The organism is Paenibacillus sp. PK3_47 (assembly GCF_023520895.1).
Classification (GTDB): Bacteria; Bacillota; Bacilli; order Paenibacillales; family Paenibacillaceae; genus Paenibacillus_AQ.
Genome location: NZ_CP026029.1, coordinates 1,967,115 through 1,988,155, shown reverse-complemented (window position 1 = coordinate 1,988,155; position 21,041 = coordinate 1,967,115). Strand labels below are relative to the sequence as shown.

Annotated in this window: 14 protein-coding genes and 1 riboswitch; of the genes, 11 read left to right on the top strand and 3 right to left on the bottom strand. The window is 45.6% G+C overall.

Going from position 1 to position 21,041, the window contains the following annotated elements; translation table 11 throughout:
• Positions 1-135 precede the first annotated feature (135 nt).
• The 3 genes from C2I18_RS08895 (at position 136) to C2I18_RS08885 (ending at position 5,262) form a co-directional block, all read left to right on the top strand.
• Positions 136-2,121 (top strand): ATP-dependent nuclease, encoded by a 1,986-nt coding sequence (locus tag C2I18_RS08895; RefSeq protein WP_249900874.1) that lies wholly within the window; start codon positions 136-138, stop codon positions 2,119-2,121.
• Complete coding sequence (locus tag C2I18_RS08890) at positions 2,118-4,058, top strand: UvrD-helicase domain-containing protein (RefSeq protein ID WP_249900873.1); 1,941 nt, start codon at positions 2,118-2,120, stop codon at positions 4,056-4,058. Before C2I18_RS08895 ends, C2I18_RS08890 begins: the two co-directional genes overlap by 4 nt.
• Before the next feature lie 148 nt (positions 4,059-4,206).
• Positions 4,207-5,262 carry a hypothetical protein gene (locus C2I18_RS08885; RefSeq protein ID WP_249900872.1) on the top strand — a complete coding sequence of 352 codons (1,056 nt, stop codon included), beginning with the start codon at positions 4,207-4,209 and terminating at the stop codon, positions 5,260-5,262.
• A gap of 627 nt (positions 5,263-5,889) precedes the next feature.
• On the opposite strand, the gene C2I18_RS08880 is transcribed toward C2I18_RS08885, so the two are convergent.
• A complete protein-coding gene (locus C2I18_RS08880; RefSeq protein ID WP_249900871.1) occupies positions 5,890-6,378 on the bottom strand; it encodes a hypothetical protein in 489 nt (162 codons plus the stop codon).
• 91 nt (positions 6,379-6,469) lie between these two features.
• Here C2I18_RS08880 and C2I18_RS08875 point away from each other — a divergent pair, with 91 nt between their 5' ends.
• A complete protein-coding gene (locus C2I18_RS08875; RefSeq protein WP_249900870.1) occupies positions 6,470-7,603 on the top strand; it encodes an RHS repeat domain-containing protein in 1,134 nt (377 codons plus the stop codon).
• A gap of 259 nt (positions 7,604-7,862) precedes the next feature.
• Here C2I18_RS08875 and C2I18_RS08870 read toward each other — a convergent pair whose 3' ends face one another.
• Positions 7,863-9,200 (bottom strand): APC family permease, encoded by a 1,338-nt coding sequence (locus C2I18_RS08870; protein ID WP_249900869.1) that lies wholly within the window; start codon positions 9,198-9,200, stop codon positions 7,863-7,865.
• A gap of 246 nt (positions 9,201-9,446) precedes the next feature.
• Positions 9,447-9,555, top strand: a riboswitch (guanidine-I (ykkC/yxkD leader).
• 79 nt (positions 9,556-9,634) lie between these two features.
• Between C2I18_RS08870 and C2I18_RS08865 the strand changes: the two genes are divergently transcribed.
• From C2I18_RS08865 to atzF, 4 genes are read left to right on the top strand one after another with little or no spacing between them, the layout of a single operon-like run.
• On the top strand, positions 9,635-10,351 hold the full coding sequence (locus C2I18_RS08865) for an urea amidolyase associated protein UAAP1 (RefSeq protein WP_249900868.1): 717 nt from the start codon (positions 9,635-9,637) through the stop codon (positions 10,349-10,351).
• Complete coding sequence (locus C2I18_RS08860; RefSeq protein WP_249900867.1) at positions 10,351-11,025, top strand: urea amidolyase associated protein UAAP2; 675 nt, start codon at positions 10,351-10,353, stop codon at positions 11,023-11,025. The genes C2I18_RS08865 and C2I18_RS08860 overlap by 1 nt, the downstream gene beginning before the upstream one ends.
• On the top strand, positions 11,018-14,662 hold the full coding sequence (gene uca / locus C2I18_RS08855; protein ID WP_249900866.1) for an urea carboxylase: 3,645 nt from the start codon (positions 11,018-11,020) through the stop codon (positions 14,660-14,662). The genes C2I18_RS08860 and uca overlap by 8 nt, the downstream gene beginning before the upstream one ends.
• Positions 14,659-16,398 carry an allophanate hydrolase gene (atzF, locus tag C2I18_RS08850; RefSeq protein ID WP_249900865.1) on the top strand — a complete coding sequence of 580 codons (1,740 nt, stop codon included), beginning with the start codon at positions 14,659-14,661 and terminating at the stop codon, positions 16,396-16,398. The genes uca and atzF overlap by 4 nt, the downstream gene beginning before the upstream one ends.
• Before the next feature lie 103 nt (positions 16,399-16,501).
• Here atzF and C2I18_RS08845 read toward each other — a convergent pair whose 3' ends face one another.
• Positions 16,502-17,353 (bottom strand): aldo/keto reductase, encoded by an 852-nt coding sequence (locus C2I18_RS08845; protein WP_249900864.1) that lies wholly within the window; start codon positions 17,351-17,353, stop codon positions 16,502-16,504.
• Positions 17,354-17,528: 175 nt separating this feature from the next.
• On the opposite strand from C2I18_RS08845, the gene C2I18_RS08840 reads away from it, so the two are divergent.
• The 3 genes from C2I18_RS08840 to C2I18_RS08830 all read left to right on the top strand — a co-directional run bounded on the left by C2I18_RS08840 (position 17,529) and on the right by C2I18_RS08830 (position 20,946).
• Positions 17,529-17,978: a MerR family transcriptional regulator gene (locus C2I18_RS08840; RefSeq protein WP_249900863.1), complete on the top strand. Its 450-nt coding sequence runs from the start codon at positions 17,529-17,531 to the stop codon at positions 17,976-17,978.
• A gap of 206 nt (positions 17,979-18,184) precedes the next feature.
• Complete coding sequence (locus C2I18_RS08835) at positions 18,185-19,012, top strand: alpha/beta fold hydrolase (RefSeq protein ID WP_249900862.1); 828 nt, start codon at positions 18,185-18,187, stop codon at positions 19,010-19,012.
• Positions 19,013-19,119: 107 nt separating this feature from the next.
• Entirely contained in the window at positions 19,120-20,946 is a 1,827-nt protein-coding gene (locus C2I18_RS08830; protein WP_249900861.1) for an APC family permease, read from the top strand.
• Positions 20,947-21,041 lie beyond the last annotated feature (95 nt).

Here is a 21,041-nt window from a genome sequence, read left to right as displayed (position 1 = left end):
TTCTTATTTTATCCAATTCAGTTGTTTCTTTCTTTAATCTTAGTTTTATTGTTGTATCAAGAGGGAATTCTCTTTTTTTGTCGTATAATGTTAATAATAGGAACTTGTTGTTGAGAAAAGAAGGGTGGGACATAGGTGCATATATCTAAGTTTTATATTTCAGGATATAAGAATGCTAAAGATAGATCTGAAATAAGACTAAACAAAGGACTCAATGTGCTAGTTGGAGAAAATGGTTCGGGCAAGACTACAATTGTTAATGCCCTTAGACTTGTTCTGCGAGAGAACGAGTTTTCATATATGAATATAGATGAAGATGATTTCTATATATCATTGGACAAGCAATATATTGCTCCGGAAATTAGAATAGATCTTACACTCGAGTCCTTGAGTCCAAATGAACAGGTTACATTTTTAAGTTGGTGTGATGCCGACTACAATGCACAATTACATTTAGAGATTAATTCGAATCCTAATAGAAAAGGGTATTATAAAAAAGAAGTTTGGGGAGGAACTTCAAAATCAAGCATTTTTGAAGACGAGACCTTTGATTGTATTGATTGTATTTATCTCCCGCCTCTTCGTGACGCAGAGGAGAAATTGGTTAATGGAAAGAGATCGAGATTAGCCCAGTTACTAAAAAAACAATACGGTGATAATAAAGATTCACTTGTGAAGAACGTAACTGATTTTAATTCTCAAATAACGAGTAATGTTGAGAATAAATATAATGAAATTGAAAAAGCAAAAATCAATATTAATAACAAGCTCGAGGAGACCTTGGGGCAAAGACTTGGTCAGAGTATAAATCTTCAATTTGCGGATACATCTTTTAACAAAATTGTAGAGAGTATAAAAATGGTGTTTTTTCCTGGTATAAAGCAGAATGACTCCGATAAATTTAGGGATATAGCTGTTAATAGCTTAGGATATAATAACTTTTTATATATAGCTACCGTATTTGCAGAGCTTGAGCTATTAAAAGACAATAACATGATGACTGTATTATTAATTGAGGAGCCAGAAGCTCATTTGCATCCTCAGCTTCAAGTCAAATTCATAAAGTATTTAGAAGACATAACCCGAAACTCGGAAAATCTACAGGTCGTTATTACAACTCATTCTCCAGTACTTGCTTCTTCTATAGACATAAATAATTTAATTCATATATCACAGAAGGAAGAGAGGGTTAGTGCAATTCCGTTAAAAGAAATCGATCTAGGAGAAAGCAAAAACTATATTAACAGGTGGCTAGATGTAACTAAATCTGCACTGCTATTTTCAAAAGGTATAATTCTTGTGGAGGGTATTAGCGAGGCTATGCTAATACCAACATTAGCAAAGATAGTACTAGCTGAATATAACAAAACGGCGCTCGATAATTTTGATACATTACTACCAACATCTCTAGAGGAAGCTGGCGTGTCTACGATAAATATCAATGGAATTAACTTTAAACATTTCATGAAATTCTTTTCGAATTGTGATGGTAGCACTGGTGATATACATTTACCAATTTTATGTTCAGGAATTACGGATAATGATCCGCCAAAACTAGAAGTACTTGTGTATGATAAAAATGGCGAATTGAAAACAGATAAAGATGACGAGCCTTTAACTAAACTTCAAGATATATTTCCTTTACCAAGTGAATTTCCTGCTGGAGCGAATAGTGCACTTCAATTAATGGATGATATTAATAAGAGTGAATGGGGGCGGTTATTTTCTTCTCCGTTAAAGACATTTGAATACGATTTAGCGATAAATAGAAACACGAATTTAATGGCAAAAGTAATTGGCGAAATATGGCCTACTGAGGGGAAAGTAAAGCAGCGTTGCTCTTCAATATCCTTAAAAAATAATAAGTACGATAATGAACATGAGCTAAGAGAGGATACTGAATTTATTTTTAAGCATATTGATACTGATGAGGTCGGAAAAGGGATCTACGCACAGAAATTAACAGACTATTTGGAGTCACAAATAAGAGAGCAACTGGATAAAGTTGATGCTACAAAATCAAACGTTAATGATATTTACTTGAATATAAGCAAAATTATTAATATTCCTGATTATATTAAGAAGTCAATAATATGGTCATGCAGTGGTGGTGTAGCATGAACAAGGAAGAAATGGAGCAGGAAATAATACATACTTTGAGTTTGAATAAAGAGGCCGTGGATTCCTATATTTCACTTATTGATAGTAAAGTGAGGGAAAAAACAGAGCAGCAACTAAAGTATGTTCTCTCACCTGCCAAGGAAAACATCTTTTTAGAGGCTTGTGCAGGGAGTGGCAAAACCGAGGTTGTTGGAATGAAAGCTGCATTTGAGATCAGGAAATGGCATTCAACTAATAGTGGTATTGCGGTGCTTACATTTACTAATGAGGCGACTGATACTATCAAAGAACGAGTGAAAATCTTTTCAGGATTAACTTCGTTGTATCCTCACTATATAGGAACCTTATCAGGATTCATACATGGATTTATTGCGCAGAGTTTCGGATATAAATTTTCAAAACATAAAAATAGGGAAGGCGACACTTCTTATAGACTGATTGATAAGAGTTTGGCTGTTTATGATAACCACTGGTTAAAGAAATATAAGATTCCTTATTTAAACTATACTTCATCAGGTCAAGATGTATACGCAAATCAAATTTATTATGATCATAAAGTTAACGACATCATAATTCATTATTCGGAGAACTATAAAATTTCATTAAAAGACTATTATCAGTTAACTGAGGTGCAAGAATTTATCCAAAGCTTTCGCGATAAGAAAGGGAATAAACATTTATTAAGTTTTGAATTTATAAAGAATGAAATTGGTAAAATAAAGAAAACTTTTTTTGAGGATGGGTTTGCCAACTTCGAAGATATGAATTATATAGCATATAGAGTTTTAAAGAAGAGTGATCATTTAGCTGCACTCCTGGCTGCGAGGTTTCCTTTAATTATTGTAGATGAATGTCAGGATCTCTCATGGATTGAAATTAATATTCTTGATCAATTAAAGAATGCTGGTACTTTTCTTCATTTTGTTGGGGATCTTAATCAATCAATATATGAATTTAAGGATGCAGATCCAGTAACCACCAAACAATATTTATCTGTATTTGAGAAATATTTTTTAACTGATAACTTTAGAAGTTGCCATTCTATTGTAAACACATCTAACAAGTTGTTAGGTGTTTTATTACCTATACGTGGTTTGGAGATTGATAAATATGGTGAAAAGAGTGTTTGTTATTTAGAATATCGCGACCTTGCATCTTTGAAGCAAAAGTATATAGAATTTCTTAAGGAAGTAGAAATACCCTTTAATAATTCGGCTATTTTAGTCCGACAACAAAACATGAAACTAGACTTAGAAACGAATTTTAGAGAAAGTAAACATTTAATCTTAGATGCTCTGCAACTTTGGATTGAAAATACACCAAGATCACGAATGTTAGCTTTAGAGCTTGCAAGTAGATATATGCATAGGTGGTTTGGAGGAGCAACGACAAGGAAAAATTATAATTGTCCAAGTTCTATTGATTCTGCTTATAGATGGAGAATCTTTATCAAAGATTTTTTGAATGGATGTTCTGCAGTTTCTGATCTAGTAAGATTTGATGGTATCAATTATTCAACGTGGTACAAGAACTTCAATAATAACTTCTTGAGTATAGTGCAAGAGGCATATCAAAACTTAGAAATTTGTGATAGTGAGAAAAGAGGTTTTTATGAAATACCTAAGATGATCTCACCTAGAGGTACTGCCAAACAAGACATTACTGTTTACAACATACCGGATAAAATAAATCTGATTTCAGTCAACACCATTCATTCAGTTAAAGGGCAAGCTTTTGATAGTGTAATGGTGGTTTCTAGTCTGAAAAATACAGGGAGTGGGCATTGGAAAAAGTGGATCGAGAAAGAACTTGAATCTGGACGTATAGGATACGTTGCAAATACTAGGGCCAAGTATTCTTTGGTTTGGGGTGTGCCGGTATTGAGTAAAGAAGACAGGGAATTACTTGAATCTTATGGTTTTAAACGAGCAGACTAAACGAAGGTTTCTGAAGAACGGCTATCCCTTTTGGATGGCCGGTTTTTTTTATTTATAGCTTTAAGAATTACTGTTCGCCATATTTTCACCATCTTCTGAGATATAATTATATGTAATAATAAGGGTGACTAGATCTTGGAGGTGAACCATGATTATTTTAAATTTCTATGGAAATATTGAACCGACTATTATATCTAAAAAATTAGGTGTTGGAATATCAAATCCACCTAGTGATTGGATAAAGGGATTGCAGGACGATATGCTAGAAGAGATGCTAGTATATGAACATAATTTAAAGATATGGGGAAAAAGAGAATTTAAGAACAGTAAGCTTAGTAATTATGATCTTGCTGAGTTAGTCAAAAAGGCGAAATGGAATATTTCTTTAGAGGACCATAATTCCGAATTAGAAGTAATAGCAAGAAATCTTGTCGCCATTGATGTATTGGATTTTGAAAATTCATATTTACAATTAAAAAATGACGCAATGGATAGCCCTACATGTGAAGTTTCATTTCCACTAAAGTTCATAAATTTTTGCAATAAAATTCAAAATTCAAGTAAAGGGAAGGACTCGTTAAACAAAAGGATACCATTTTCAACTTTTTCTTCAGATGAATTTAACGAGAAGCCGCGCATTCTGAATTTTTTTCGTGCAATGTTAAACTCACAATTGGATTTTGAAAACTATAATAAAGAGTGTATGTCTTCATTAGTTAAAGTAGGAGCACAGATAGATGATTATTTGCAAAAGGAAGAGGATTTTTGGATTTTAGATTACATAATAAATTCAATGTATCATGATCGCGATTATAATGCTTACCATATTTTTAAAGTGATGTCCTTAATTGAAATGTTAATCATAAACCCTTCAGGAAATGGGAGAACCGTTGGAGAATTAGAAAGAAAGCTACCCCTATTCTTAAAGGATTTACGATTAGGAACTACTAAAAAAGTTAATTTTGCTCAGATAATGAGACAACTCAGAAATAAAATAGCCCATGGGGATTTTAGAGCTATACAAAAGTTATTAAAACGTTATAGAGATGAATTTATGATTAATTACCAATATGATGAATTTGAATATAGCATAGAAAATTGGACTTACTTAAATATCTGCTGTCGACTAGATGAAGTATTAAATGAAATTGTATGGGAGCTTATAACAAATAAAAATCAGCTGAGGGCACTTCAGTATGCATAAAGACATTGGGAGTATAGGAGGGACTACTCAAATGTTCTACTATTTCGGAGTACAAACTTTAATGTAATTAGAGTTTTTGGGAGGTTTTCTTGGACACCAACTTTAATGTAACTAATAAAGTGGGCTGAAAGACAGAAAAGACTTGATTTACCTCAGTTTCTAAGTAACCAACTTTAATGTCACCGAACACCTGTCCATTGATAAAAAAGTAGGAACCAGTAAAAAAAGTATGGTACCAATGTTAAAAGTGTGGAACTAGGTAAAAAAGTGTGGAACCTTAAATAATGAGTCGTCCTGAATTATAGGACGGCTCATTTTAATATTACGGTAGTATTGTTTGAGAGGTATTAATTAGTTAAATGATGATGTGTTTATAATGAACGGGGTAATTAAGGCTGTGTCCCCGGTTATTGCACTCGCTTTTTTGGGTGCAATAGACATGTAACCGGATTAGTTAGTGAATTACCTCTACCATTAAGCATGCATATCTCTGCATGCTTTTTTGCGTAATTACTTAAATAAAATAGTAGTAGTCTAAATCTTTATTTTTTCATCCACAACTACCACTTTTTTTGTATATGAGATTAGTCAGATACTCTTTCACGAGATTGCAGCATATTGTATAATCTACAAGTTTATTTTATTTACCAAATCCATGGCAGAGACTTTAAGCCAGTCGTCAGAACCAATCTTATCTAAGATATCTTCCCTTTTTAGAGAAGCCTGATAAGATTCGTAGGAATCGTTATATTCAAATTGCTTTATATAGTTATTCCCTTCGTTATCCGTTACGTACATATAATACTCCGAATTTGAATCGGCTCCTTCGTATGAATATTGTAGAATATAAATACGATCAACTTTTTCAAAAGAAGGCAGGGAAGTCTGGATTCCGTCTTTTTTCCAATTGTAAAATTGTTTCAACAGTTGAGAGTCCCCTACCATATCAATTAGTTCTGGTTGAATTTTAGTTGAATCAGTTCTGTAAAGAGAGATATAAATGGTGGTTGGGATTTGATTATGCAATGACTGTTCTTTATTGTCTGCTCCTTTTGAACAAGCTGTAAAAATCAAAACGCTAATTAAAATTATAGGGAAAATAAATCTGATTTTCATAGAGTTCTCCTTTATTTTTTTCTCATAAAAGGGTTTTTATGGTATATTTAGAATATTATGATTATACCATATAAAAAGGAAGGTGTGTTCTTTGAATTCGTTTACTAGTTTTTTTAGAAAATCTATTGCTCTCGCTGCCTCTGCTGTTTTGCTTATGGTACCACAGTTTACATTGGCGTCACCGGAAAATGGGAATTCGCAAGAAGGAAATGATCTAAGTTCTGTTAGTGAAATGAGGCAATATTTGAAGATTAAGAAAGACGTTAATATCCTACTGTATGATGAATCTGGAAAAATTATTAATGAATTCCATAGTGATGGCAACGAAATTCAATATCATTATGATACCGATGGCAATATGATTGAATCTACAGATGCTTTCAACGGCAAACAGGTATATGAGAGAGATGAATCAAAAAAGATAAGAGTTATTAAGACATATAATAATAATAAATTGGCGGCGGAAAAGAAACTTGATGGAATTGGAGTAGAAAGTGAAATTGTCACTCCTTTTGATACGAATTTGCTTATTGCTCCTTTATCGACTACAGTTTATGAGGATACCATTATTAATGGGATAGATATGAATCAACTTATTTCAGACGCTCAATTTACAAATAGTTCAACCATGACCTCGGCATCAATCCAGTCATTCCTTACTTCCAAGAATTCAATACTAAAGGATACAGTACTGATCTACTATTTAGATTCTTCTGGCAAACCCTATTTTAAGGGAGATACTATTAACGCCGCTTCATCTATCGCTAGCAGTGCGCAGACCTATGGTATAAACCCTAAAGTTATACTAGCTACCCTACAAAAAGAATCTTCCTTAGTTTCGGCGACCCCTGGTTCAGTAGCGTACTCATCTAGACGCTTTTTTTACGCAATGGGATACGGTGCAACAGACGGCGGCGATGATTATACAAAGGGCGGATTTAATCAACAAATTTCAGGTGGAGCCTCTACACTGAAAAACCGATATAATCAAGCTCCGACAACTGGATATCCTAAAGTATTTACAAACATTAATTTTGGGAATACAGTGACTTCTAATGGAGTAACTTATAAAAACTACGTCTGGGTAAAAAATAAAGCTACTTATTCTTTATATGTTTATACTCCACACACAATTGATACCTCCTTATTACCTACAGTTGGCGGAGGGAATTACCTTTTTGTTAATATTGCTAAAGGCTGGTGGGGAACCACCCTTTGGAACTAAGAATAAATTAAAGTAAGCAAATAGGGCTGGTCTAAAAGTCAATGATATGACTTCTGGACAGCCTTTTTTATATTTTTTATAAAATGAATATGATTCTGTATGCAGGTACATAAAGTGAGTAATATGACGAGAATATCTAATTTATAATGATTAACAAATTCATTACCTTAACAAAACAGCGGAAGCCATGACTTTTTGCCAAGGCTACCGCTGTTTTTAATTGAGTCCAGCCTTATGCTTTATTCCCTTTCCATTGAGGCTACGTCTTCGAAACCTCCGGCGCAACCGCAGCCGGTTCTCTAAAAGACGCTGCAGACAGCCTGCGGACCCCATAATAGACAAGGCCTGCTGCCAGCCAGCTGGTGCCAAGAATCAGGGAGGCGGAGTCCAGCAGGGCAATGAGATACAGCACAAATCCGGCGCCGAACAGCGGGCAGATAAGGCGGATCAGGATATCGCGGAAAGCCCTCTGCTTCTGGCGCAGGATGTAATGGGAAATGACCGAGAGATTCACAAACAGGAAGGCGGTCAGAGCGCCAAAGCTGACGAATTTAATGGCAGTCTCCAGGCTGATGAACAGCGCAGAGAGTGAGACAATGCTCATTAGCACGATATTGAATACTGGCGTACGTGTTTTGGGATGGATAGATGCGAACTTTCCGGGCAACAGGGAGGTCCGGCCCATGACGAACAGGAGGCGGGTGACGGTAGTCATGGAGGAGAGCCCTTGAGATAGTATGGAGAAAATAATGACAAAGGTGAATACTGCCGCCAGCACACTTCCGCCGATATTTTGCATCAGCTCATATCCTGCAGAATCCACATGGCTGTAGGCGAAGGAAGGGACAATCCATTGAATCAGGTACGCTGTAATGAAATACATGACTCCCGCTGAGAGAACAATGATCAATATGGCCCGTGGAATAGTCTTTTTGGGCTCCTTGGTTTCCTCAGCCATCGTTGTGATTGAATCGAATCCGAGGAATGAAAAGCAGACGAGGGACGCTCCTGCCAGGATAGCCGAGAACGAGACGCCTTCTTGTGCCGCCAGCGGATTGAGGTCGGCTGTAATGCCCCCATACAGAGCTTTATAGACGAGCAGGGCGCAGAAGCCGGCAATAAAGAGGATTTGCATAAATACGAAAAGTTTGCTGATGTTTGCGAGCGGTTTTATCCCGATTATATTTATAATCATGACGATTAATGTCAGTAAAATAATCCAGGCGGATGAAGGGATTGCGGGGAATTGGGCATTCAGGTTGACCCCGAACATCAGGACTGCCACAATGCAGGAAAACAAGTAATCCAGCAATATGGCCCACCCCACTAAGAAGCCAAGAAACGGATTCATCGCCTTGGACACATAGGTGTAGGCAGAGCCGGAGACCGGGAAGGCACGGGCCATTTGGCCGTAGCTTAATGCTGTAAACAAAATAGCGATAAATGCAAGCATATAGGCCGCAAGGAGCATACCGCCGGAACTTTCATGCAGGACTCCAAAGCTGGTGAAAAAGATCATCGGCGACATCCACGCAAGACCCATCGTAACGACATGAGACAGTGATAAATCTCTTTTAAGCGTAACTGTATTTTTCATCCGTTCTCCAACTCCCTCTCTTTAACACGATCGCCAGCACATTAACAAAATGTCATAAGAACTTACATGCGAATTGAATGAGTCGACTATAACAGGCTTTTTTTCTGCTTGTAAATAGGAACGTAAGTTCTAATTTTCTCTAATACCTAACATGATTATTATAAAAATGCCTGATTTATGAAAAAATTTAACTTTTTGTTGCCCGTTTAAAATTTATGTGTTAGTGTTGTTGACATCAAAACTTTATAGAATGTCTTCTAGGGTTCCGGGACACTGAATTGTCCGGCTGGTCCGAGAGAAGACGCACGGGGTGACTGTAACCCGGTGTCCACGGCGGGATAAAAGCCCGGGAGAATCTGACAGAGCAACAGCAATGTGCTCTGAAAGCTTCTCCCGGGCTTTTTTTTATTTATCATTCACTAGGAGGTATCCTCATGCACTCATTCACGATTCAAGCGGGAGGCAAGTGGTCCGGCCGCATTGCCAAGGGGAAGTCCATTACATTCACGGCGGAAAGCGACCGGGCAAATCTGTCGGTGCTGCTGTACCACGCCTGGTATCCTTCGGAGCGCTATAACATGCCTGACACGCTGAAAGCTCAGCATACTGCATTTTTGACGGCGGGAAATGTTCTGATGAGTGATCAGGGAAGAGTGCTGGCCTCTATCACCCGGGATACAGCCGGATGGCATGATCCTCTGGCCGGTTACACAACGAGACAAATGACAGATGAGAAGTACGGGCTGACCAATTACCAGAATGAACGGAATGAATGGTACCGCAGCGGTGCCGAGAATTTAATTGTTGAACTCTACCGGAACCAGCTGACACCCCGTGATTTAATCCCTCCGGTGAATCTGTTCTCCAAAGTGATTTGTGAGCTGGATGGTTCCATGCATTACGCCCGGCAGGAAACCGCTGGACATTCGGTAACGCTCCGCACGGAGATGGATCTTTTGCTGGTATGCTCCAATACCCCGAATCCGCTGGATCCCGATACACGCTACCCGGCTTCGGAAATTCATATTCAGGTAACCGGGGCAGATGCGGTAAAGGAAGATGATCCATGCGTAACGCACTGCGCGGAGAACAGAAGAGCCTTTGAGAATACATGGAATGCCGATTTGCTGATGAGAGGGGCTGGACTGTGATGACAACTTATACTTTTGAGCCTGTGTTAAGTAAACTGGACCCTGCGTCTGCAGCGGTTGATTGTATTATTCCGGCCGGGGAAGGCTGGCTGCATGATCTGCTGCCGGGCCAGGTTCTCCGGATTGTCGATGTGGAAGGAAATCAGGCGGTTGACACACTCTTTTATTCAACGGAAGATCCGGGAGACCATTACAGCGCCATCCGGACAATTACGAATCAGCATAATCTGTATTTGACTGCAGGCTCCGTCCTGCTGGCCGAATCCGGCCGTGAGCTGCTGAAGATTACCGCGGATACCTGCGGCCGTCACGATACGGTGGGCGGAGCCTGCTCCGCCCAGAGCAATACGGTGCGGTACTCGCACGACACGCTGCCGATGCATAACTGCCGTGACACATTTATGCTCATGCTGTCCGGACGCAGTGAATATACAAAGCGGGATCTCGCCCCGAATGTGAACTTTTTTATGAATGTGCCTGTGACACCCGATGGAAAGCTGACGTTTGCAGACGGGGTATCTGGTCCGGGGCGCTATGTTGAACTGACTGCCCTTGCTCCGGTTACCGTGCTGATCAGCAACTGCCCTCAGCTTAACAATCCGTGCAATGCTTATAATCCTACACCGGCTCAGGTATTGATCTGGAATGGGGATGGAGGTGGTTCCGATGTTTAAAAAAGTTCTGATTGCCAACCGCGGTGCCATCGCCGTGCGGATTATCCGTACGCTGAAGAAGATGGGAATCGCCTCTGTTGCTGTCTACACCGAGGCAGACCGGGACAGTCTGCATGTAGAACAGGCAGATGAAGCGCTGCTGATCGGGGAAGGGGCAGCAAAAACAAGCTATCTGAACGCGGAGCTTATCCTGAGCAAAGCGCTTGAAGTGGGTGCTGACGCAGTACATCCTGGATACGGCTTCCTCAGCGAGAATGTTTCTTTTGCGAGAGCCTGCTTGGATAACGGCATTGTGTTCATCGGCCCAACTCCCGGGAATATCGAGTTATTCGGGCTCAAGCACACGGCCCGGGCGATTGCAGAACAGGCGGGGGTTCCGCTGCTATCCGGAACCGGCCTGATTCAGAACCTCGAAGAAGCCGTCAGGAAAGCCGGAGAGATCGGATATCCTGTCATGCTGAAGAGCACTGCAGGCGGTGGCGGAATCGGTATGCGCATCTGTCCGAGTGAAGCGGCTTTGACTGAAGCCTATGATTCGGTTACACGGCTGGCCGCGGCCAACTTCAACGACGGCGGTGTGTTTCTGGAGAAGTATATTGCCCGGGCCCGCCATGTTGAAGTGCAGATCTTCGGCAACGGCACCGGAGAAGCGGTTGCGCTCGGTGAGCGGGATTGCTCCGTGCAGCGCCGGAACCAGAAGATCATTGAGGAGACACCGGCGCCGCTTCTGCCGGAGAAGACGCGCAGAGCAATGCTGGATAGTGCAAGACAGCTGGCCATGGAAGCCGGTTACCGCAATGCGGGTACCGTAGAGTTTCTCTACGATCCCGAGGCGGACCGGTACTATTTCCTTGAAGTGAATACCCGCCTGCAGGTCGAACATGGTGTTACTGAAGAAGTATGCGGCATTGACCTTGTAGAGTGGATGGTGCAGGAGGCGGCAGGTGAGCTGAATCAGCTGGAGGAACGGCTGCGGAAGCCTCAGGGACATAGTCTGCAGGTGCGGTTATATGCGGAGGATTGTTATCATGATTTCCGGCCGAGCGACGGGCGGATCGACAGTGTAATCTGGCCGGAAGGGGTCCGGGTAGAGACGTGGATACAGCCGGGGCTGCAGGTTACAACCCTGTATGATCCGATGCTGGCAAAAATCATTGTACACGCCGGCACCCGCGAAGAAGCTATTCATAAAATGATTGGCAGTCTGGAACAGCTGCGCGTATACGGAATTACGACTAACCAATCTTATATTGCAGCATTTCTCGGGACGGATTCCTTCCGTGAAGGGCTGGTCTATACAAGCATGCTGAACGGATATCTCTCTGCCGAACGGGCCATAGAGGTTATCGACGGCGGTGTCCAGACGTCAGTACAGGATGTACCGGGACGGATCGGGTATTGGGACATTGGTGTCCCGCCTTCAGGTCCGATGGACGCGCTGGCGTTCCGGATCGGCAACCGGCTGCTTGGCAATACGGAACAGGCCGCGGGGCTGGAGATGACGCTTCGCGGGGGAAGCTACCGCTTCCGCGATGAAGTCCGCTTCGTGCTTACAGGAGCCGACATGGGGGCTGCTCTGGACGGAATTCCGGTTCCGCTGTATTCGCCGGTAATTGCCCCGGCCGGCTCTGTGCTTACCCTGGGTGAATCCAAGCTGGGGATGCGCGGGTACATGCTGGTTGACGGAGGGTTTGACATGCCGCTGACGCTAGGCAGTGCCTCGACGTTTACGCTGGGAGGCTTCGGCGGTCATGCCGGCAGCGCATTGCGTCCAGGTTCCGTACTGCGCATCAAGCCAAGTACAGCTGCGGCAGGCACCGCACAGGATATGCACCCGTTGCCCGGTATCTCCCGTCCAGCTTTGGCAAAGGAATGGAGCATTGGTGTCATTCCCGGACCGCACTGCACCCAGGAATATTTACTGCCCGCCTATATGGAGCAGCTGACAGAGACGGAATGGGAGGTTCACTTCAACAGCTCCCGCACAGGGGTGAGATTAGTGGGACCGGCGCCGCTGTGGGCCCGCGAGGATGGAGGGGATGCCGGACTTCATCCGTCGAACATTCACGACAACGCTTATGCAGTCGGCGCCCTGGATTTAACCGGAGATATGCCGATTATACTCGGACCGGACGGTCCCAGCCTGGGCGGATTTGTCTGCCCTGTCACGACAGCCACGGCGGAGTTATGGAAGATCGGCCAGCTGCGTCCTGGAGATACGGTCCGTTTCCAATTGATTACGGTGGAGGAAGCTGAACAGTTATGGCTGGAGCAGGAGAGCTTCCTGGACTGGATCGGCTCAGAACGGCAGCAAGAAGATACTCCTGCAATACCTGTGTTGCCTGTGGCTTCATCCGGCAGCTACATGCCGCTGCTGGCCCATGAAGAAGAAGGACGCCGGTTTAGGATTGTGATCCGCTGCTCCGGAGACGAGAATATTCTGGTGGAATACGGGGAACGCGAGCTGGATTTGCTGTACCGTTTCCAGGTCTACGTGCTGATGCAGGCTGTACAGGATAGCGGCCTGATCCCATATATTGAGATGACACCGGGTATCCGTTCCCTGCAGATTCATCTGGACCGCAGAAAGATTACGGTGAAGGAAGCAGCGGCGCTTGTCCTGGACATTGACCGGGAGCTTCCGTCCCTCGACTCCATTGAAGTTCCTTCGCGTATCGTGAACCTGCCTTTATCCTGGGATGATCCTGCCACCCGGCTCGCCATTGAACGGTATCAGCAGAATGTACGTCCGGACGCCCCGTGGTGTCCAAGTAATCTGGAGTTCATCCGCCGGATGAACGGTCTGGAATCCATTGATGAAGTCGCAAATGTTGTGTTTAATGCCTCTTACCTTGTAATGGGCCTGGGGGATGTCTATCTGGGTGCTCCTGTCGCGGTTCCGCTTGATCCGCGGCACCGTCTGGTCACGACTAAATACAATCCGGCACGTACCTGGACCCCTGAAAATGCTGTCGGCATTGGCGGTGCCTATCTCTGTGTATATGGGATGGAAGGACCCGGGGGCTATCAGTTCGTCGGCCGGACGGTACAGATGTGGAACAAGTTCCGGGAGACGGCTAATTTCGAGCCGGGTAAGCCTTGGCTGCTGCGTTTCTTCGATCAGATCCGTTTTTATCCGGTATCCGAGGAAGAGCTGCTGCAAATGAGAGAAGACTTTCCGCGGGGAGCATTTACTGTTGAAGTAGAAGAAACCACCTTTAAGTTAAAAGAATATCTGGAATGGCTGGATACGATTCAAGGCGAGGCCTCGGGTTTCCGGGAGCTGCAGCAGGGGGCGTTTCAGCAGGAGCGGGAGCGCTGGAAGGAGCTTGGGATTGCCGAGCATATTGCGGAATCGGAAGCGGCGGCTGCTCAAGGAAGCAGTTCTCTGCCTGAAGGAAGCGCAGGAGTGAACAGCCTGATGCCGGGAAGTGTCTGGAAGGTTATTGCTGAGCCCGGCCAGCGGGTACGCAAGGGAGAAACAATTATAATAGAAGAAAGTATGAAAATGGAGTTCCCGCAGCAGGCACCGATGGATGGTATCATTGCCGAAATATTTGTCTCTCCGGGAGATCAGGTACGTGCCGGCGATCTTATAGCCGCAATCTATCCGGTACAAGAGGAGGCGGCGTCATGAGTACAGATAAAGTCCCTTTTCAGGTGACGATAAGTGCACTGCACCGCGGCTACCGCTCCGGGTGGTTTACGGTAGATGAGGTTATTGATGTTATCATAGAGCGGTCCAGGGAGGATGCAGACATGGCCATCTGGATTCTGCCGCCTGCACTGGAGAGGATCAGGCCTTATCTGGAACGCCTGAAGGAAATGAATCCGGAGGATTCTCCGCTGTGGGGGATTCCCTTCGCAGTGAAGGATAATATTGAAGTGGCGGGATGGCCGGTCACCGCTGCCTGTCCGGACTTCAGCTATGAGCCTGGCCAACACGCAGCCGTAGTGGAACGTCTCCTTGCAGCAGGAGCAATACCGGTAGGCAAGACCAATTTGGACCAGTTCGCTACAGGGCTAGTCGGTACACGAAGTCCGTATGGAGCGGCGCATAATGCGCTTAGACCGGAGCTTATCAGCGGCGGCTCCAGCTCCGGCTCTGCTGTTGCTGTTGCCCGGGGGCAAGCGGCTTTCGCGCTGGGGACAGACACAGCGGGATCAGGACGGGTACCGGCTGCTTTGAACGGACTGATCGGCTACAAGCCAGCCCTGGGCGCTTGGCCATCTTCGGGGGTGATCCCGGCCTGCCGGAGTCTCGATTGTGTTACGGTATTCGCGCGTGTAATAGAAGACGCAGAGTCTGTCGACGGACAGGTGCGCGGCCATCTGCCATCAGATCCGTATTCTGCCGGCCGTCCGCTGGGGCGCGCAGCCATGCCGGAAGTGTTCCTGATTCCTAAGGGTCCTTTGGAATTCTTCGGTCCTTTTGCCGAGGCTTACTCCGAAGCCTGGGAACGGGCGAAACAGAGACTTGTTCAAACAGGGCATAAAGTGGAAGAAGCCGACATTTCACTGTTCCAGGAAGCAGCAGCGCAGCTTTATGAAGGGCCGTGGGTAGCGGAACGCTGGGCGGATCTGGAGAGCTTCATCTCAAGCCATCCCGGCTCCGCGCTGCCGGTTACAGAGCAGATCCTCCGCTCGGGTTCGCGGGCGGATTTTACAGCAGCGGCTTTATTCCGTTCGCAGCACAGGCTTGCTGAAATCCGCGGCGAGGTCCGCAGGCTGCTGAACAATGCCGTGCTGGTCCTGCCGACAGCAGGCGGCACATGGACACGGGAGCAGGTTGCAGCTGATCCTGTGGCTGCCAACAGCAAAATGGGTCTCTACACCAATCACTGCAACCTGCTTGATCTTAGTGCCGTTTCGATCCCGGCGGGTGAAGCAGAAGAACGGCTGCCTTTTGGCATTACTCTGTTCACCCTGCCGGAGAAGGAAGCCAATCTTGGAGCAGCTGCCCGCGCACTGACAAGCCAAACAAAGGACGTGACAGTTGCCGTATGCGGTCTCCATATGCGGGAGATGCCCTTGGAAAGGCAGATGCTTGAACTGGGTGCCGAGTTCCTTGAAGAGTCTGAAACGGCCGCTGTATATGAACTATACATGCTGCCGACAAGTCCGCCAAAGCCGGGGCTGATAAGGACATCCGGCAATGGAGCTGCCATCCGCCTGGAATTGTGGAAGATGTCAGCGGCGTCCTTCGGACATTTCACAGCGTCCATACCGGCGCCTCTGGGAATCGGCAGAATTGAGCTGGCAGACGGACGCCAAGTATCCGGTTTTCTGTGCGAGTCCTATGCCGCGGAACAATCGCGGAATATTACTTCAGCCGGAGGCTGGAGGAATGCAATAACGCTTTTCCAGAAATAAACGATGCAGCTGCTAACCTCCTCTTCAATAGTTAAAGCCGTCCTGTAAATACAGGACGGCTTTTTTGCCGTATTAAGGTTTGTTTTTTTTAGGATGAAATATATTACAAATCGACTCTCAAGGTACCCAGCATTTTGGCGAATACCGGATCGTGATAGGACATGAACAGCGTGTTCCCGGTATCAAGCGCGGAAATTTCCGCGAGTTCATCTGCGCTTAGCTCAAAATCGAAAATGGCGAAATTTTCAGCGATCCGCTCTTTTCTCACTGATTTTGGAATCACGACGATATTACGCTGAACCAGCCAGCGCAGCACGACCTGGGCGACGGACTTGCTGTGTCTGCCTGCGATTGAGGCCAGCACTTCGTTGCCGAACATATTACCCAGTCCTTCAGCGAACGGCGCCCATGACTGGTGCTGCACGCCCTGTTCTTTCATAAAAGCGGCGCTTTCACTCTGCTGGTAGAACGGATGCGTCTCCACCTGGTTGACGGCAGGCACGATTTCGTTATGCACGATAAGGTCCATCAGACGGTCGGGCAGGAAGTTGCTGACGCCAATCGCCCTGATTTTGCCTTCGCGGTACAGCTCTTCCATCGCGCGCCAAGCACCATAGTAATCACCGAACGGCTGGTGGATTAAGTATAGATCCAGATAGTCGAGCTGGAGCTTGTTCAGGGATTTCGCAAAGGCCAGCTTGGCACTCTCGTAGCCGGCGTCCTGAACCCAGAGCTTGGTCGTGATGAACAGCTCCTCACGCGGTACGCCGCTGCGCTTGATTGCGCGTCCGACCGCTTCCTCGTTCAGATAACCTGCGGCAGTGTCGATCAGGCGGTAGCCGGTCATCAGCGCTTCATATACCGCATTTTCGCATTCTTCAGCATCAGGAATCTGGTAGACGCCGAAGCCGATGATTGGCATAGCAACTCCGTTGTTCAATGTTACGGTCTGCATTGTAATTCCTCCTAGTGATTTAAATGTAGGGCAGCAAACGGCGCGTATCCCGGGAAGGAGATACTGCAGCGGGGCTTCCGCTTGCGGCGGGCTTGCATTACAATCAGCTTAAGACCTTCGTGTTACACGAAGTCAAGCGGCCTTTATAAAAATTCATGAACCAAGGAGTTTTCCTATGTATACAGTCAAAGAAGCCGCCCGGTTAACGGGACTCACTGAGCATGCCGTGCGCTTTTACACAGATAAAGGCCTGGTGCCAAGCTTGCAGCGCGATCACAACAACATCCGGATGTTCGACGAAGAATCAGTCAACTGGCTGCATGGCGTCAAATGCCTCAAGCAATCCGGGATGCCGATTGAAGCCATCAAAACGTACGTCGATCTCTGCCTCGAAGGGGATGAGACGATTCCGCAGCGCTTCGCACTCATTATGGAGCATAAAGAAGCGGCACTTGCCCAGCTCGAAGAAGCCAAACGGCATGTGGCCCATCTGGAACAAAAAACGGCCTTGTATCAGGCTATTCTGGAGCAGCGCCTGCCGGATTCGGCCAATCCCGCCAACTGGGACGAAATTCAGCATATGCATGCGGATGTGTTCTACTCGCCTCCTGTCCGTAAGGCGTAAGGGAAGGCCCGCGCCGGTAGTACAAAGCAGCCCGTTTTTCCGCCGGATCTTAATGCAATCTTAATACTCTGATGGAATCCCTAATCCTACATTAACATTCTAAATGCTAGACTGTGTTTGGGATTAGATTATGCACCCTGCCCGTGATATGCGGGCAGGGTGGTTTTCCGTTTGGACTTTTTTTTAACTGATATGAGGTGATGAGCTTGGCAGTTGCAATCCTGAATGGAACTTCGCTCTACTATGAGCGGGAAGGGAGCGGCCAGCCAATTGTATTTATTCATGGACACGGTCTGACACATACGATGTTCAAGTCCCAGCTGGAGTTTTTCTCCGAGGACTATCAGGTGATCCTGTGTGATTTGCGGGGAAACGGGAAGTCGGGCAGGCTGATGCAATCCAAAGAGAAGGTTATTGAGACACAGGGTACGGATCTGATCATGCTGCTGAACGAGCTTAACTTGCGGGATGCAGTGTTTGTCGGCGTCTCTTACGGCGGTCTGGTTGCACAGTATATTGCCAGGGAATATCCCGAACGGGTCAAAGCGGTGGTGGTCGCGGACAGCTTCTGCCGGGGGGATTCTTCCTCCTTCTCCCTGATCGATAAGCTTCAGGTGGCTGCAGCCTATTGCAGCTGGTTCACCTATTATGCGCCCAGCGAGCTGGTGCTGCCTTCCATACGTCTGATGTATCAGCGGTGGGGGCTGGCCTATCAGGTGATCCGCAGCAGCATGCTGGAGAAACGTCCGCGCGAGCTGTATAAGCAAAGACTGGCGATGGCCCGGCCGGATGCTGCCCCTTTTCATAAGGGATATCCTCATCCTGCGTTATTTCTGGCGGGAGATGGTATGGAATACGGTGTTCTTTGTATGAAAGACATGGCGGAGCAGGTGCCGCATGCACAATTTGCCGTCATTCCGGACGCCTTAAATCCCAGCAACCTGTGCCAGCCCGAAATATTCAATCAGCTGCTCAGCCAGTTTCTGGAGAAGGTGCATCTGAACCGGAAACGTCTGATAGAACATGGCATCTAACCCGTACGCATAGAGAGAGCGGAGCTGTCATGTGAAGTGTTCGGTCACGGAATGTTGTTCTGTGGTCTTTTTTTATTCTGTTTATTCACAGGAGTGGTGAAGAAACCATGATCTCATTTTTAAAAAGATTCCTGATCGGCCGGCCTTTGAAGTCCACCGAATTAGGGGAGCAAAAATTAAACAAAAAGAAGGCACTGGCCATTCTGTCATCCGATGCCTTGTCTTCCGTGGCGTACGGTCCGGAACAGATCTTGATTGTCCTGGTCACCATAGGCGCAGCAGCCTTTTGGTACTCGATTCCGATTGCGATTGGCGTATTGGTACTGCTTACTGCATTAATTTTATCCTACCGGCAGATTATCTTTGCTTACTCCCACGGCGGGGGAGCCTATGTTGTATCGAAGGAAAATCTGGGCCGCTACCCTGGATTGATTGCCGGCGGTTCACTGTTAGTGGACTATATTTTAACGGTGGCTGTAAGTGTATCGGCAGGAACAGATGCGATCACTTCCGCTTTTCCGAGTCTGCATGAGCATAAAGTGATGATCGCCATTATTTTCGTGCTCCTGATTACGATCCTGAACTTGAGAGGTGTGACGGAATCGGCCTCCGTATTGGCTTATCCGGTATATCTGTTCGTGCTGGCCTTATTCATTCTGATCGGTACAGGTCTGTATAATATTCTGTCAGGTAACGTCCCGGCAGAGCTGCATACACCTCTGGGCACTCCGGTGGCGGGGATCAGCTTATTCCTGCTGCTGCGGGCATTTTCTTCCGGGAGCTCGGCGTTAACCGGGGTAGAAGCGATATCGAACGCCATTCCCAATTTCAAAAGTCCGCAGGCGTCCAACGCAGCCAAAACCTTACTCGCCATGGGTGGATTATTGGCTGTCCTGTTCTCCGGAATTGTGGTGCTGGCCTACTATTATGGCGTTGCACCCCGTGCTGACGTCACTGTCGTCTCACAAATTGCGGAACAGACCTTTGGACGGAATGCGATGTACTTTTTTATACAGGGAACTACTGCCTTAATCCTGATTCTGGCCGCTAACACCGGGTATTCCGCATTTCCTTTACTCGCTGTAAATCTGGCCAAGGATAAGTTCATTCCGCGGATGTTCACGATGCGGGGGGACCGGCTGGGGTATTCCAACGGCATTATCATCCTCGGGGTGCTCTCCATGCTCCTGATTTATGTATTTGAGGGAGAGACAGAGCAGTTAATTCCTTTATATGCGGTCGGTGTGTTCATTCCCTTTACGTTATCCCAGACCGGGATGATGGTGAAATGGCTCCGGGAAAAGCCGGCAGGCTGGATGCCGAAGTTCATTATTAACACGGTGGGTGCGCTGATCAGCTTTATTGTAACCATGATGTTCTTCATGACCAAATTTACGCAGGTGTGGCCGGTGTTTGTATTCCTGCCGATTCTACTGCTGATTTTTCACCGGATTCATAAGCATTACGAGGCGATTGCGGATCAGCTTAGAATAACTACCTGTGAGGAAACCATTAAAATTGAAGGCAATGTCATTATCGTGCCGGTCGCCGGGGTTACGCATGTCGTTGAGAACTCGCTGGAGTATGCCAAATCGCTGAATCCGCAGCAGATTATTGCCGTGTACGTGCCTTTTGAGAGGGAAGAGGAAGCCGCCTTTGAGGAGAAGTGGAAAAAGTGGCAGCCGGACGTGCGTCTGGTGACCCTGTATACGCCATACCGCAGCATCATTCAGCCGCTTACCAAATTCATTGATACGGTGAACTGGAAAGCAGCCGAGCTGAATCATAAAGTAACGGTCATTATTCCCCAGTTCATTCCGAAAAAAGGCTGGCATAACATCCTGCATAACCAGTCGAGTCTGCTGATCCGAGCGCATTTGCTGTTCCGCAGCGATGTTATCGTGACTACTGTGCCTTATCATCTGAAAAAATAAACGGTTCTGCTCTAGAGGCCTGTATCCTTAAGAAGTTAAGGGTATGGGCTTTTTGTTATGTGAAATTGCACCTCACAAATACCTGACGCATATTG